The organism is Wolbachia endosymbiont (group A) of Volucella bombylans (genome assembly GCF_964026965.1).
GTDB classification, from domain to species: Bacteria; Pseudomonadota; Alphaproteobacteria; order Rickettsiales; family Anaplasmataceae; genus Wolbachia; species Wolbachia pipientis.
Genome location: NZ_OZ034717.1, coordinates 534362 through 549679, shown reverse-complemented (window position 1 = coordinate 549679; position 15318 = coordinate 534362). Strand labels below are relative to the sequence as shown.

Genomic DNA, 15318 nt, shown 5'->3' with positions numbered 1-15318 from the left:
GCGTGACGCTGGAACCCCAAAAAAAGGATGACAGGAGAGGGAGGCTACTTGGATGACATCATAGGGGCACTGGGATGACACCATTCTTTTTCCTGGATCCAAATAGTCAAGGCACTGGAATGACAAAAAAAGGAGGCACTGGAACGACAAAGTGGAGTGTCTGCTTCTGTCATCCTATGATAGCTAAAAAGACCTGGTCACGCGCTGGAATGACACCGAAGGGGCTACTGCCCTCTTGGATGGAGACCAGTGTCAGCTACTTAGATGATACCTTTTTTCTACTTAGTTTAGGTTATGCAGAAGTCTAATACAATTATAGAACAAGCTTAAAAATTCTGGTAAAGTAGTTTTATTTACAAAGAAAGAATATGCTACTTGAAATTGAAAAGCGCAGCATAACAAATGCATTGTGGAAGTTGCAAGAAGCAGATCAAAGGCAAATCTTAACTCTTACACAGAGATTTGAGTTACCAGAAATATTAGCAAGAATATTGGTTACTCGTGGTGTTAACATAGAAAATGCAAGCGACTTCTTATATCCACTAATCAGATCGCTATTACCAGATCCCTTTCACCTTCTTGATATGGATAAAGCTGTTTCTCGTATAATATGGGCAATAAAAAATGATGAAAACCTTGCAATATTTGGTGACTATGATGTTGATGGTGCAACGTCGTCAGCATTGATTAACAGGTACCTGAGAGCAATCGATATACACTCTATAATCTACATTCCAGATCGTGTTGATGAGGGTTATGGATTAAACACAGATGCTTTATTACAACTTAAAAAGAATGGAATTGATTTATGTATTTCCGTTGATTGTGGTACGCTTGCATATCAACCAATAGAAGATGCAAAGGCTTTTGGTCTTGATATTATAGTTGTTGACCATCACCTTGGTACGGAAAAATTACCAAGCGCCGTAGCAGTTGTGAATCCAAACCGCCTTGATGAGAGCTCTCCTTATAATAACCTAGCAGCAGTTGGAGTGTCATTTCTGCTAATTGTTGCTCTTAATAAAAGCCTACGTGAGCAAGGATTTTTTACCAACAAAAAAGAACCAGATTTATTTGATCTGTTGGATTTGGTTGCCCTGGGAACTGTCTGTGATGTTATGCAGATCACAGGCCTCAATAGAGCACTTGTCTCACAAGGATTAAAAGTTATGTCAACAAGAAAAAACGTTGGCTTGCGTGTTTTATTTGATGCTTTGGGAATCCTTGAAAAACCAAGTGTTTCTCGATTAGGGTTTAGTATTGGGCCATGCATAAATGCTGGAGGAAGAATTGGAGAAGCATCGCTTGGTGCAAGGTTGCTTTCCACCGATGATGATGAAGAGGCACATTCAATCGCGCTAAAATTAATAGATTTGAATAATGCAAGAAAAGTGTTAGAAAATGAGGCTCTCTTGGAAGCTACAGCACAAGCGGAAAAGTCTGCCCAATCAGGTGCGAATTTTATAATGATAAGTGGCAATTGGCACCAGGGAATAATTGGTATAATTGCATCAAGGCTAAAGGAGCAGTTTCACTTGCCAACAGTAGTGATATCTTTAAATAATGGAATAGGAAAAGCAAGCTGTAGATCAATTTTGGGAGTTGATATCGGTGCTGCAGTCCTTTCCGCAAAGTTTATAAATTTGATTATTGAAGGTGGTGGCCATAGTATGGCGGCAGGATTTTCAATTAAAGAAGACAAAATAAATGATTTGCATGATTTTTTTACTGAAAGATTTTCAAATTCTATAAATGAGAAAACTTTAAAAGCTGATAGTATAGTAACTGCTAAAGCAATAAATTTGTCTTTATGGAATCAATTGCAACGCTTGGGACCATTTGGAGTTGGAAATCCTGAACCAAGGTTTATTATCCAAGGAGCAAAGATAAGAAAGCCTGAAGTTATAGGAGTTGACCATATAAAATGTTTTATTGCTGATGATAATGTTATGGTAAGAGCTATTGCATTTCGTTCTGCAAATACTCATCTTGGCTCTGCTATCATGCAGGGTAATGTTAAAGCTATTTTGGGTAAAATCTCTATGAATTACTGGAATGGCAATGAATTTGTACAATTTTTAATAGAAGATGTATTGACCATTAGTTGAGTGTATCTGTTCAGCAGAGTGGCAAAATAGGTAGACAAGATAAACCAAAAAATCAAGAAGAAGTGAGTGTGCACTTGTCCGTAAAGTCTTTCCATTTCTCCCATTTCTTCGATTATTCTCTTCACTTTCAGCTAATAAGTGATTTTCTATTTCACCTTCCAAACTTGCCTCCAGCAGCTTTTTTATAAATGGTGTAAATGCTCCATCCCTTCCTGTTAATGGTCTGCCTTCCCTTATTGATGACAGTATATTTGCTTCCAGTTCTTTGTAATCTACCAAACCGGTAGTTCTGTTTACTACTTTCTGACTCATTGTCAAACCTCCATTTTTTTATATCAATTTATTACTTTTTTTTCGGTTTGACACACTTTTTTGAACCATACGCGTCAAGTTAAGAGATTGTGAGCAAATTTAGAGAGGTTAAAGTGGATACTCTAGCCCTTCTACGTTTGTCTTTTAATGAAAATCGCGACCAAGTTATAGTGAGTTTTTTAAGAAATGCTTTTAAACTATTAATCTTGGTTAATACTAAAAATAACTCTCTAACCCGTCTTTTTAGCTCAATAAATGCCTTTGTTAAGCTAAGTTCTGTATTCTTTTTCACTTCTGTGCAACCAACTATGCCGTGAAATATAAGAATTGCGCACAATTTAGCATATAGTTCACATAATACTCTGCATGGCTTTCCTTTTAGCTTATCAAGTCTGATATGGCTTTTATACAATTTAAATAATTTGCCACCTTACTCTGTAAATCGTTAATACTTGCTCAGCACTAATTTTATTTTCTGGAACATTAGTTATAAATATTGACCAGTTCAACAATTTTTGATTTCTTTTAGAGGATCCTGCGATCTTGCTAATCTATTAGCTTTCCTTCTTCTGGCTATAGACTGTTCTTCAGTTAGTTTCTGACATATAATTCTTACTCTAATTTTTGCTTCTTTTCCTAACAATACCTCGTTTTCTAAAAATCTCTAAACATTCTAATAACTCCATTTTTTGATTTGTTTCTACATCATATACGTTGGTATCGACGACTTATGAAATAAGCTCCTATTTCATTGATTTGTTTAAAAGAACTTGGCACAAAATAACCGAGATCAGATATTAGCAAATCATTGCTTGATATATTACTTAAATGTTTCCTATATCCCTGGTCTGATCTTATTCCCTCCGTTAAATTAAGTTGGTCTATTATCTGATTCATGTAATCGAAAACTAATTGTAACTTTATTCCAGACTTAGTATTGCTTTCATAGCCACTGTAGCTAGTACCATAACCTTTATACATCTCTTCCATACTGTTAGGTAGAGTAATATAGCTACTGTCCAATAATTTAACACTATTAAATTGCTGTAAGATTTTGCAATCAACTTGCAAGATATTTTTAAAGAGAACCACAGATTCATTATACATCCTTTTCATAAATTCCACTGCTTCTTCAGTAAATCTAAAATCCAAACCTTGTTTTGTTATATCTCTCGTTTAGTAATTGACACATTGTTTCTACGCTACAATTATCAACCCCTATATTACCCAAGACTATGGCTTTTACGAATGATGAGCCTTTTAGCTTTCTCTTTCTTTTTATAAACCTTGTTGTAATTGAGATTTTGTCTGCTTTTTCATTAAAAAATTCTTTGAGCTTTTTTGATAAGCAAGTTATTTTATTCATTGGTTCTCTCACTAAAAGTATATCTGGGAGAACTTATACCTTATTATTCTATCTCTTTCATACCTTTATTTCCTTAACTTGACGCGTATGCTTTTTTGAACATTCCCGGAAATGCAGAAAAAAAATGTTCAACATTATATCAGGAGTCCTTGTCGTTTTAATCTGCACAGATTGCGAAGTTAAATGAAATAGCTTCACTGTTATGATAAGGGCGCTGGCGAAGGGTGTCAAGCAAGTTTTTCGTTTCTATATGTGCTACCTTAAGACTTCAACGTCTTAACGCACCTAACTCCATCTGCATATAAATTTGCATGGCTCTTTCCAGTATTAAGCAATGCAAATCCAATGTTGTCTACACTAGAGCGCAGTTCCCCTATTTCCTCATTGTTTTCATTTGTCACTTTAGTGCCAATATCTGGAAGTGCGTTATCCCCCTCAACAAGGTAAAGTTTTCTTCTGAATATTTCTTGTCTGCTCATTCGATTTACAACTTCCTGACCTATATAACACCCCTTATTAAAGCTTATACCGTTTACCTTATCGATTAAAAATTGCAGCGGAAACGATGAATTCTGCACCATATCTTTCGCTCCATCTGGAACGAGATTTTGAATTCTGACTTTTTCATACTGAGTAAAATCCCCAACCGGCTCTTTTATTTCATCTTTATGTATGATCCTCATTCCTAGCAGCTTGTGCCTTGGATCTTGAAAAATAACTTGTGACTTACTACTACACTCCGCCAACTTAGTATTAAACAAAACCCCAACCTTATATAGTGCACTAACGTCTTTAATCTTTACCCTCAAATAAGTTTTAAGTAAATCTAGTTTCTCGATTATTTGCTGCAAGTGTATGTTTTCGCACTCTAAGAGGGTGTATTTACCATATTCAATAAGAAAAAAATCATATAGATATTTTCCCTGAGGGCTAAGCAATAAAGAGTAAATGGCTTTTTGGCTATCCAACTTATTAATATCATTGGTTATAATACCCTGCAGAAAATCTCTAGTGTCAGGCCCATATAGCACTATCACACCACGACTTAAAAATGGTATATAACTCATGAAATCTCTATAAATAAATCTAAATTTTATTATATAACATTAGGCTCTTTTAGAAACTGCTTTTAGCGTGCATATTTTATAATGGCGTGCATATTTTACAAGCTCCAGCCCTTGAAATCTAACTTACGAGTATATATATATAAACTTATAAGTTAATTTGTTGATGAGGAAAAACAAATGTCAAGTATAAGTTTAAATGTATTAGATGATAGCGTGCTGATCAAGCCTATTAGCGAAGAAAAGCAAGGTGGAATTGTGCTTCCATCAAGTGCTGAAAAGAAACCTACTAAAGGTGAAGTTATAGCAATTGGTGAAGGTTCACGCAATTCAAGTGGCGAACGCGTAACTTTAACTGTGAAAGCTGGTGATAAAGTGTTCTATCGCCAATGGGCTGGTACAGAAATAGAACATAATAATGAGAAGCTTATCGTGATGAAAGAGTCCGATATACTTGCTGTCATTAAGTAGCAGTCTTTATTTTACTAAACTGAAACAAAGCGCAACATAGCGCATTGTAAATGATTTTATTATAGTTTTCTAAATTTTTTATTAACAAGAGGTGATAAAAATGACTAATGTAGTAGTATCAGGTGAGCAGTTGCAAGAAGCCTTTCGTGAAGTTGCAGCAATAGTGGATTCAACGGTAGCAATAACTGCAGGACCTAGAGGAAAAACAGTAGGGATTAATAAGCCCTATGGAGCACCAGAAATTACAAAAGATGGTTATAAGGTGATGAAGGGTATCAAGCCTGAAAAACCATTAAACGCTGCGATAGCAAGCATCTTTGCACAAAGTTGTTCTCAATGTAACGATAAAGTTGGTGATGGTACAACAACGTGCTCAATACTAACTAGCAACATGATAATGGAAGCTTCAAAGTCAATTGCTGCTGGAAACGATCGTGTTGGTATTAAAAACGGAATACAGAAGGCAAAAGATGTAATATTAAAGGAAATTGCGTCAATGTCTCGTACAATTTCTCTAGGGAAAATAGACGAAGTGGCACAAGTTGCAATAATCTCTGCAAATGGTGATAAGGATATAGGTAACAGTATCGCTGATTCCGTGAAAAAAGTTGGAAAAGAGGGTGTAATAACTGTTGAAGAGAGTAAAGGTTCAAAAGAGTTAGAAGTTGAGCTGACTACTGGCATGCAATTTGATCGCGGTTATCTCTCTCCGTATTTTATTACAAATAATGAAAAAATGATCGTGGAGCTTGATAATCCTTATCTATTAATTACAGAGAAAAAATTAAATATTATTCAACCTTTACTTCCTATTCTTGAAGCTATTGTTAAATCTGGTAAACCTTTGGTTATTATTGCAGAGGATATCGAAGGTGAAGCATTAAGCACTTTAGTTATCAATAAATTGCGTGGTGGTTTAAAAGTTGCTGCAGTAAAAGCTCCAGGTTTTGGTGACAGAAGAAAGGAGATGCTCGAAGACATAGCAACTTTAACTGGTGCTAAGTACGTCATAAAAGATGAACTTGGAATCAAGATGGAAGATCTCACGCTTGATGATCTTGGTACGGCTAAAAATGTTAAAATTACTAAAGATAATACCACAGTTGTCAGCGAAAATAGCGATTCTGACAGTGTGAAAGCTAGAATCGAGCAGATTAAATCTCAAATTGAAACTTCAACTTCTGATTATGATAAAGAAAAGCTAAGAGAACGTTTAGCGAAATTATCAGGTGGCGTTGCTGTGCTCAAAGTTGGTGGAGCAACTGAAGTGGAAGTTAAAGAACGTAGAGATAGAGTCGAAGATGCGCTGCATGCAACAAGAGCTGCAATTGAAGAAGGTATAGTTCCAGGTGGTGGGGTTGCGCTTCTTTATGCTTCATCTGTTCTCGACAAATTAAAAGGTGCAAGTGACGAGGAACAAATAGGCATAAACATTATCAAGAAAGTTCTCAGTGCTCCAATTAGAAGGTTAGTCAAAAATGCTGGTCTTGAATCTGCTGTTATAATTGACTATTTGATTAAGCAGAATGATAAAGAGCTTATATACAACGTTGAGGCTATGAATTATGCTAATGCGTTTACAGCTGGTGTGATTGATCCAGCAAAAGTGGTGCGTATTGCTTTTGAAACAGCGGTATCTGTTGCGAGTGTGCTGATAACTACTGAATCTATGATAGTTGATGTACCAAGCAAAGAAAATGCTTCATCTCCTATGGGTGCAGGAGAAATGAGTGGCATGGGTGGATTCTAAGTAGAATGAAACCGTGGAGCAATTGCTCCACGGTAGTTCCAAAAAATCTCACATTTTACTATTCGTTAAAGGTAATACGTTTGGTGCAGAAATGCACTACTGTTTGCATCCGTTTCACTCCTTTATATTGTGGTTGTCTAATAACAAAAAGGCAGCATAAGAAAACTATAACCCCTAGTATATTTATACTATAGCTGACCCAAGCAACACGTCATACCGCGATTCATTCCACAACTGTACGGTATCCGTTCAGCGGAGTGGCAGAATAAGGTAGACAAGGTGATCTAAAAAGATAATCATAGAGCAAAAGTGAAATAATATGGTAAACCTTTTAGAACTTTGCAAAAATTTACAGCAAAAAATAGAAAGGTTAGAAGCAAAAATAGAAAGATTGGAAAAAGAGAATGAAAGTTTAAAAGCAGAAAATAAGGCTTTAAAGATAGAAAATGCTGAGTTAAGAGAAAGACTCGGTTTAAGCTCAAAAAATTCATCAATACCAAGTTCCAAAGAGTTGTATAAAATAAAAAAGAATAAGCCGAAAAGCGAAAGGAATATTGGCGGTCAGGTTGGTCATAAAGGAAGTTTTTGCGCCAACATGGATGCAGATAAAGTAGTAAAGATAGAGTTGCCTAATACTTGCGAATGCGGAGGAGAAATTGCAATATGTGAAAAACCATATATTCATCAGAAAGTTGATCTTCCAGAAATCAAGCCTTATGTAGTGGAATATCAGTTAGAACATGGCCGTTGTCGGAGATGCGGAAAGAGAAGAAGTAGCAAGTTACCGGAAGGTGTTACGCCAGATACATTTGGTCCAAGGGTTAAGTCAATAATTGCAGCGTTCAGCGGATTCTACAAAAATTCAAAACGCGAAATAGCGAGTGTCGTAAATGATATCTTCAATTTGAACATAAGCGTCGGTAGCATATCAAATAGTGAACATAGAGTTGCTTCAAAATGCAAAAAAATGTATGAGCAGATCGAACAAGAGATAAGTAGGAGTAAAGTTCTACATATTGATGAAACGAGCCATTATAACAAAGGTAAACTCGCTTGGTGTTGGATGTTTGCAAGCAATACGGCAAGTTTTGTAAAATTTACAGAGTCAAGAGGAATGAAAGTTTTACAAAATAGTAAATTCTGCAATCGCAATAGCTTGGTAATAACTGACAGGTATGCAGCATACAATTATTTTGCCGATAAAAACAGGCAAATCTGTTGGGCACATTTATCAAGAGATTTTGAAAGATTAGCACATAGTTGGAATATTGAAGTTAAAGTTCTGGGTTGTTACTTGAGAAACGTGGCCACTGAATTATTTGCACTAAAAAAAGCTTTACTAAAAAGTGAGATAGATGTTTTGAGGTTTGTCAGACGTGCCAGAAAATTAAGAAAACGTACAAAGTATTACTTGAAGGAGATATCTCGTTTACCTGAAGCAATTGGAGCCTCTCGAGTTGCAAAAAATGTTCTGAGATCTGAAAGAATGATGTGGAAATTTTTAGATGACCCAGAAAATATTCCGCTGACAAATAACCACGCTGAACGGCAAATTCGGCATTATGTCGTTTATCGCAAAAACTCATATTTTACACAATCAAAGCGGGGAAATACATTCCTTGAGCGGATAATTTCATTATACTTAACTTGGAAACAAAGGGGTCTCAATCCTTTCCAAAATCTCCTATCTATTGTTTCTTAAACCACTCTCCTGAACGGATACACTGTACGAACATTACAATATGGCACATAGTAAACGATGTCATGAAAGTAGCTGACACTGGAATGACACCCTTTTGGATGGAAACCAGTGTCACGCACTGGCATGACACCCATTTGTTCCTATAGTTGTCTTTTCTCGTCTACCTTATTTTGCCACTCTGCTGAACAGATACAATTTACAACCACCCCCTACCCTTTTTAGTTGTTCAGCAAATATAGAGAGGTTAAAGGGAGTGGTATTACTTAAACAACTAAATAAAAAACCAGGTAGATCATTCTGAAATTCTTGCATTTTTGTCCATAATTTTGTTAAATAACTTCCCTTTTGGTCATATCGAACCAAATTTCTTTTTCACACCACCTTTTAAGCCACTTTCGTTAGTTTTTGTCATAATGCGATCAAACACTCCCAATAACCTCTTTAATAGGTTTGGAGTTAGCGAAGAGATAAGATCAACAGATACGTTATTGTTTTTGTCATCACCACTTGCTTTATAGTCTATTGAAACGATTCCCCTACTTTTCCCACCAGTAAGAAGTTTTCCAATTATAGGAATTTTTAACAAAGATTTATTAATTGAATATGCTGGTATTACTTGTCCTGCAACCTGGAATTTATAATCTTTAATATCGAGCTTACCACCAGTGCTAATACCTAACTCCGCCCCTTCAAGCCAAGATTCTTCAATTTCAATAGTGCCATCTTTGTATGAGAAAGGTGCATTACATTTATAAAAGTATACACCTTCGTTCTTTATGGCATTTACGATACCAGGCAATGAAGACATCGACAATAAAGTAGTAAGTAGTGGAGCATCTTTGATGTAGAAATTGCTAATGGATAACGTACCATAATGTTCTCCACTTTCTCTCTGAGGAGAGATATAAAAAGACAATTTGCCGTTTTTAATTGATTTACTAATGCCTAAGGAACGCGAAAGTATACCTGCATTATCCGCATATATTTCGAGCCCTATTCCACTGTATTCCGCTAGTATGTTGCTGCTATCTTCTAGAAACTGTCCTGTAAATTGACTTCCATCGCAATTACCTTTAGTACAGGTTACATTCAGCTTAGCATTTTTGATAACGATGCCTTCTTTCATGATTACATTGTCAACATTCATACTAATCTCTATATCTTTGTTTAATCCATTACTGTTTTTGCCAAGCAAGCCTAAAATATCACTTAAGTTAATTTCCTCACCATAAATAGTTATGGCATTTTTTTCCTTACCTGATTCAATTTCTATACTAAAATCATTATCAGGCAATTTAAAACTACTAGAATTTAAATATAAATTTCCATTTTCTACTCTTCCGCTGAATTTTATATCTAGGTCATTTCCTACAACATCTAATTTGTCTATTAACAATTCACCTGCTCCTTTTAACCTTGTAGAAAACAAAATTTTATTGTGATCTTCAAAACGATTTTTCCATCCTAAATAACTTGAACGTGATTCAAGCTCTGATAAATCCATATTACCATTAACATGCCCCGTCTTATCTTGATTTATCACCGATTCTATATTTGTATTGACATAGCCACCTATATTTTCATCAAAATTAAGTATTTGAGCGGGTAAATCTCCGGTCAAATTCCAGGCGAAACTTTCATTCCTATTGCTACTTTTCAGGTCAAATAATAGCTGTGTGTTATTCACCATACCACTACCATTTAAATCTATAAAGTCACTGCCAAAACTAAGCTTAATATCATATTTACCAAGACTTGCATTATAGACGGCCAAATTGTCAATTTCAGAATGAAAATTTGCTGAGAAGTCTACTTTTTTGTCATCAGCATTTAGATTAAAAATGCGAAAATTAAATACGGATTTTGCCATTCCACTTACTTTATCCCTTTCAACCTTCACCACATCATCCAGCTTAAATCTTATAGGCTCATATAAACCATACGCATCACTTACAGCTTTGCCATTAATGGTTAGAACTGAATCTTCCTTATTTAGAGATTTCATTTCAATATCACCACCATTAACAGTGAAATTCTGAAACTTAGCGCTATTTACAGTAATTTCAAGATCGTTATTCTTGATGATCAAATCACCCTTTAATTCCTTTACTTGCTCAAAATCTTCATCAAATTTTACGCTACCGTTTTCTATATCAGCAACAATTACAATGTCTGACAGATCGTCATCAACCAAATTGTTAATTTTGCCATTGAAACTTACAATGGTATTTAAAACATCCCCTTCGATATTATCACAATACCAGCTTTTAAATTTACTATTTACTACACTATCTGGTATATAAGTACATAAATCCTTTGCAGCAAACTTACTAATATTAATTCTAAGCAAAGCATGACTTGTACTAAAGTTCATTTTGCCTATTAAAGAGAGATACGTGTCATTTAACTTAAAATGGAAGTTTTTTACACTAATAATTCCATTACTATATGTTAAATTTATATTTACATTAGTTAAGGCCAAATTTTTGTTCAAATAATTTTCTGTATTTAATACGTATATATTTCCATCTACAATTTCATCCTTTTTATTAATTTTCACTGAGAAGCTTCCTTTGAATCCTATATTTTTGTCCAAATTGTAGCTTTTAACTAATGTAGAAAACTTGCTCAATAGTCCCAATTTTAGATCATAAAATGTCCCGTACACATTTAGCAAATTGTTGCGATTTTTTATCGTAATTGATAAATCATCCAAAAATCCCTTTCCATCTTTTGTATTCACATGAATATCTAAAACATTAAAATCTTCCCCCTTCCCTATATATAATTTATCAATAAAAAATTCATCTTCTGTGCTTTTATCAATAGCGATGTTAGTAAATTCAATTTTTGAATCCGCATTTAAGTCAAAAAAAAATTCCCTTATTGTTTTTAATAGATTTTTTGCACTGCTTTCTGTCATCTTGAAATTCTTCCCTGTCATCCCAGTATCTTTTTTTCCTGTCATCCCAATATCTTTTTTTCCTGTCATCCCAGTGCTTGACACTGGGATCCAGGTTTCTTTTTTTCTAGATTCCAGCGTCACGCGCTGGAATGACACCGAAGGAAGGCGGTTATTACTTAAATAATGATTATCCAAAAGGTCTAATGAGTTTTGCGGATTAACATTAGTTTCTTCTCTCTTGATATATACATGCACATTATCAGCTGAAACCTGAGAGAGATTTGTGCTAGCTTTAAATAAGGAACTTAACTTAAAATGTACAAAAAGCTCAGGAACTTTTATAGTAAAATTAGGATTTGCTATTGCCAAATCTGTAATGACTAAATACGGATCTTTACTACCTTTCTGCCAAACAACTGAGGTATTCTCCATATTAACGCTTGAGCCAACAAATATCTTTGATATTTTATGTTTAACATAAAAATTAATATAATTAATATTGATTTCTAAAGGACTCTCACCCTTAAAAAAGACAAATAAGCAGAATACAAACAATAGAACTATGGAAAGTGATATAGTGATTTTTTTAAGCATCGATTATTGCTTTTCTTGCTAAACTATCAGCCTCCTCATTATACTTATCGCCACTGTGTGCTTTAACCCACTTCCAATCAATTTCGTGTTGTGAAGCAACGTTGTCTAGCTCTTTCCACAATTCCATATTTTTTACTGATTTTTTATTACTTGTTTTCCAGCCATTCATTTTCCACTTATTTATCCACTCTGTTATGCCATGTTTAACATAAAGACTATCCATATATAAATTAATATTACAAGAAAATTTCAATACTTTCAGCCCATTGATCACCGCTGTTAACTCCATTTTATTGTTTGTGGTATTTTCTTCTCTACCATAAATGTCTTTTCTGTAATCTTGAAATAATATGATAGCTGCCCATCCTCCCGCTCCAGGATTACCAGAACACGCCCCATCCGTATATATTGTCACTTCTTTTTTACTCATCTTTGTTTATATCGGTTAACAAAGTATATAGTTGCTTTTATGAAAGCACAATTTCTAAAGGTAGTTTAAGCTGCACCTTTAAATTTTATTATAGAAACAAAAAAAAGTGTGACAACGAGCATTACCAAAAGGAAAAGGAAAAAATAGTTTTTATGTTTCTGCCGTTCTTTCATAACTAAAATAAATCAATAGAACAAAAAATAATACTGGCAAATAGGGAAAATAGATAAGAAATTGAGTAAGAAAACATTTGTTTCTGTGAGTTGTGGTTCTTGAATCTGAGAATTGATATAGCGTACCAAATAAAGATGCAACCTGCAAAAATTGCCATGCTTAGATAAAGTAAAGCCTTTTTCAAGAATAGAGCTGGAAGCAAGCTAGTTAGCACCAGCAAGACACTATAAATTAATATATATTTTCTTGTTTTTTCCGGACCATAAACAATATTGAACATTGGAATCGATGCCTTTGCATAGTCTTCAGACTTATTTAAAGATAGGGCCCAAAAGTGTGGCGGAGTCCACATAAAAATTACTAAAAATAAAATGAAACTTTCCCAACTGACAGAATTAGTTACAGCTGCCCAGCCAATCATTGGAGGAAAAGCACCTGCTGCACCACCGATAACGATATTCTGCGGAGTACGCCTTTTTAGCCAAATTGTATATACGAAAACGTAAAATAATATGCTAACTGCAAGCAAAGCAGCAGAAATATAATTTACTGCTATTGCCATGATAAATACTGACAATATTCCAAGAGTTATACCAAATTCAAGCGCGCTTTCTGCAGAAACTCTACCTGAAGGTATAGGGCGGTTTTTTGTCCTTTCCATGAGCAGATCTATGTCTCTGTCATACCACATATTTATAGCACCTGCAGATCCTGAGCCAAGAGCAACACATATAAGAGATATTAGTACTAGAAAAGGGTGCATACTACCTGGTGCAGTAACCATACCAGCAACTGCAGTAAATACCACAAGATACATTATCCTTGGCTTCAGCAAACGCCAAAAATCCAGTATTGTTGATTCAACATTTAGCAAAACACTTGTGTACATTCTATTTTACCACTGGTGGTTTTTCGAAAGTATGAAAAGGCGGTGGTGAAGATACCGTCCATTCCAAGGTGTCACCTCCCCAAGGATTATCTCCAGCTTTCTTGCCCCATTTAAAAAGATGTATAACTATAAACACAAAAAACATAACTGAAACAAAGGACATATACGAACCAATTGAGGATATATAATTCCAAGGGATAAACGCATCAGGATAATCAGGTATACGCCTTGGCATACCAGCTAATCCTAAGAAATGTTGAGGTAAAAAAGTGATATTGGTGCTAATAAAAGTAAGCCAAAAGTGGATTTGACCTAAGCGCTCATTATATTGTTTACCCGACATTTTACCAATCCAATAATAAAAGCCAGCAAAAGCTCCAAATAATGCAGCAAGTGACATGACATAATGGAAGTGAGCAACAACATAATAGGTGTCGTGCAGGAGCTTATCTATTCCACCATGAGAAAGAATTATTCCCGTTATGCCACCGCCAACAAACATAAAAATAAAACCTAGTGCAAATAGCATAGGGGTCTTAAACTCAATTGCTCCGCCCCACATAGTTGCAATCCAACTAAAGACTTTTACACCAGTTATAACACCGATAAAAATTGTGGTGGTGCTAAAAAATGCAGCAGCGTCAGCACTAAGCCCAACAGTGAACATATGGTGAGCCCAAACCATAAAGCCAAATACTGCTATACCTATCATTGCATAAACCATCCCTATGTAACCAAATACAGGTCTGTGAGAAAAAGTTGATACAACCTGACTTATGATGCCAAATGCAGGAAAAATAATTACGTAAACTTCTGGATGACCAAAAAACCAAAATAAATGTTGAAATAACACAGGGTCACCACCACCTGCAGGATCAAAAAAGGAAGTACCAATATTGCGATCAGTAAGAAGCATAGTTATAGCACCGGCAAGCACTGGTAAGGCAACAATCAACATAAATGCTGTTAGCAAGACAGACCAAACAAACAGTGGCATCTTAGTTAATGACATTCCTTTTGTGCGCATGTTAAATATAGTAACTATAAAGTTGATCGCCCCAACAATTGACGACATACCAGCAACATGAAGTGCAAGTATAGCAATGTCAACTCCTGCACTTGGATGGGACATTACCTGTGATAAAGGTGGATATAAAGTCCAACCTGTACCTGGACCTTCACCAATAAACACTGAGAGAATGAGCAAAATAAAAGATGACACTAATAACCAGAAACTCAAATTATTCATACGAGGAAACGCCATATCTGGTGCGCCAATCATGAGAGGTACAAACCAGTTACCAAATCCTCCCATGAGGGCTGGCATTATCATAAAAAACACCATTATCAACGCATGCCCTGTAACCATTACGTTATATAATTGATAGTTATTGTTAAGTATATTAATGTGCATTAGCTGAGTGCGAATAATCACCGATAATAATCCACCAATAATTCCAGCTAATATGGAAAAAATAATGTACAGTGTCCCTATATCTTTATGATTGGTGGAAAACAACCAACGCTTTATGCCCTTTGGTACGTCACTCATA

The 15318-nt window shown here is 35.2% G+C and carries 11 protein-coding genes and 2 pseudogenes; 5 read left to right on the top strand and 8 right to left on the bottom strand.

Annotated features, from left to right (window positions below; genetic code table 11):
- Positions 1-74: 74 nt before the first annotated feature.
- Positions 75-308, top strand: a complete 234-nt coding sequence (locus tag AAGD51_RS02755) for a hypothetical protein (RefSeq protein WP_010962507.1) — start codon at positions 75-77, stop codon at positions 306-308.
- 60 nt (positions 309-368) lie between these two features.
- Entirely contained in the window at positions 369-2108 is a 1740-nt protein-coding gene (gene recJ, locus AAGD51_RS02750) for a single-stranded-DNA-specific exonuclease RecJ (RefSeq protein WP_236514826.1), read from the top strand.
- Positions 2109-2162: 54 nt separating this feature from the next.
- Here the strand turns inward: recJ and AAGD51_RS02745 are convergent.
- The 3 genes and pseudogenes from AAGD51_RS02745 to AAGD51_RS02735 form a co-directional block, all read right to left on the bottom strand.
- A pseudogene (locus tag AAGD51_RS02745) lies at positions 2163-2420 on the bottom strand (IS256 family transposase); the annotation flags it as partial.
- A gap of 79 nt (positions 2421-2499) precedes the next feature.
- Positions 2500-3786: pseudogene (locus AAGD51_RS02740) on the bottom strand (IS4 family transposase).
- 260 nt (positions 3787-4046) lie between these two features.
- Complete coding sequence (locus AAGD51_RS02735) at positions 4047-4853, bottom strand: YgfZ/GcvT domain-containing protein (RefSeq protein ID WP_077188580.1); 807 nt, start codon at positions 4851-4853, stop codon at positions 4047-4049.
- Between the two features lie 186 nt (positions 4854-5039).
- Between AAGD51_RS02735 and AAGD51_RS02730 the strand changes: the two genes are divergently transcribed.
- From AAGD51_RS02730 to AAGD51_RS02720, 3 genes are all read left to right on the top strand, one after another.
- Positions 5040-5321 carry a co-chaperone GroES gene (locus tag AAGD51_RS02730; RefSeq protein ID WP_173862895.1) on the top strand — a complete coding sequence of 94 codons (282 nt, stop codon included), beginning with the start codon at positions 5040-5042 and terminating at the stop codon, positions 5319-5321.
- Between the two features lie 100 nt (positions 5322-5421).
- Complete coding sequence (groL, locus tag AAGD51_RS02725; RefSeq protein WP_341810493.1) at positions 5422-7071, top strand: chaperonin GroEL; 1650 nt, start codon at positions 5422-5424, stop codon at positions 7069-7071.
- A 319-nt stretch (positions 7072-7390) separates the two neighbouring features.
- Positions 7391-8773, top strand: coding sequence for an IS66-like element ISWen3 family transposase (locus AAGD51_RS02720; protein WP_341810490.1), 1383 nt, complete (start codon positions 7391-7393; stop codon positions 8771-8773).
- On the opposite strand, the gene AAGD51_RS02715 is transcribed toward AAGD51_RS02720, so the two are convergent.
- The 5 genes from AAGD51_RS02715 to ctaD form a co-directional block, all read right to left on the bottom strand.
- Positions 8770-8907 carry a hypothetical protein gene (locus AAGD51_RS02715; RefSeq protein ID WP_341810492.1) on the bottom strand — a complete coding sequence of 46 codons (138 nt, stop codon included), beginning with the start codon at positions 8905-8907 and terminating at the stop codon, positions 8770-8772. The two genes, AAGD51_RS02720 and AAGD51_RS02715, sit on opposite strands and share 4 nt — an antisense overlap.
- A 215-nt stretch (positions 8908-9122) precedes the next feature.
- Positions 9123-12272, bottom strand: coding sequence for an AsmA-like C-terminal domain-containing protein (locus AAGD51_RS02710; protein ID WP_236514830.1), 3150 nt, complete (start codon positions 12270-12272; stop codon positions 9123-9125).
- Positions 12265-12702: a ribonuclease HI gene (gene rnhA / locus AAGD51_RS02705; RefSeq protein ID WP_077188167.1), complete on the bottom strand. Its 438-nt coding sequence runs from the start codon at positions 12700-12702 to the stop codon at positions 12265-12267. The genes AAGD51_RS02710 and rnhA overlap by 8 nt, the downstream gene beginning before the upstream one ends.
- 175 nt (positions 12703-12877) lie before the next feature.
- Positions 12878-13765, bottom strand: coding sequence for a heme o synthase (locus tag AAGD51_RS02700; RefSeq protein ID WP_077188168.1), 888 nt, complete (start codon positions 13763-13765; stop codon positions 12878-12880).
- A 1-nt stretch (position 13766) separates the two neighbouring features.
- A complete protein-coding gene (gene ctaD / locus AAGD51_RS02695) occupies positions 13767-15317 on the bottom strand; it encodes a cytochrome c oxidase subunit I (protein WP_236514833.1) in 1551 nt (516 codons plus the stop codon).
- Between the last annotated feature and the right edge of the window lies 1 nt (position 15318).

What these genes read in the sequence shown, in the direction of transcription:
- AAGD51_RS02755 (WP_010962507.1), top strand. Translation starts at nt 75, where the DNA reads ATGACACCATTCTTTTTCCTGGATCCAAATAGTCAAGGCACTGGAATG.
- recJ (WP_236514826.1), top strand. Translation starts at nt 369, where the DNA reads ATGCTACTTGAAATTGAAAAGCGCAGCATAACAAATGCATTGTGGAAG.
- AAGD51_RS02735 (WP_077188580.1), bottom strand. Translation starts at nt 4,853, where the DNA reads ATGAGTTATATACCATTTTTAAGTCGTGGTGTGATAGTGCTATATGGG.
- groL (WP_341810493.1), top strand. Translation starts at nt 5,422, where the DNA reads ATGACTAATGTAGTAGTATCAGGTGAGCAGTTGCAAGAAGCCTTTCGT.
- AAGD51_RS02720 (WP_341810490.1), top strand. Translation starts at nt 7,391, where the DNA reads ATGGTAAACCTTTTAGAACTTTGCAAAAATTTACAGCAAAAAATAGAA.
- AAGD51_RS02715 (WP_341810492.1), bottom strand. Translation starts at nt 8,907, where the DNA reads ATGGGTGTCATGCCAGTGCGTGACACTGGTTTCCATCCAAAAGGGTGT.
- AAGD51_RS02710 (WP_236514830.1), bottom strand. Translation starts at nt 12,272, where the DNA reads ATGCTTAAAAAAATCACTATATCACTTTCCATAGTTCTATTGTTTGTA.
- rnhA (WP_077188167.1), bottom strand. Translation starts at nt 12,702, where the DNA reads ATGAGTAAAAAAGAAGTGACAATATATACGGATGGGGCGTGTTCTGGT.
- AAGD51_RS02700 (WP_077188168.1), bottom strand. Translation starts at nt 13,765, where the DNA reads ATGTACACAAGTGTTTTGCTAAATGTTGAATCAACAATACTGGATTTT.
- ctaD (WP_236514833.1), bottom strand. Translation starts at nt 15,317, where the DNA reads ATGAGTGACGTACCAAAGGGCATAAAGCGTTGGTTGTTTTCCACCAAT.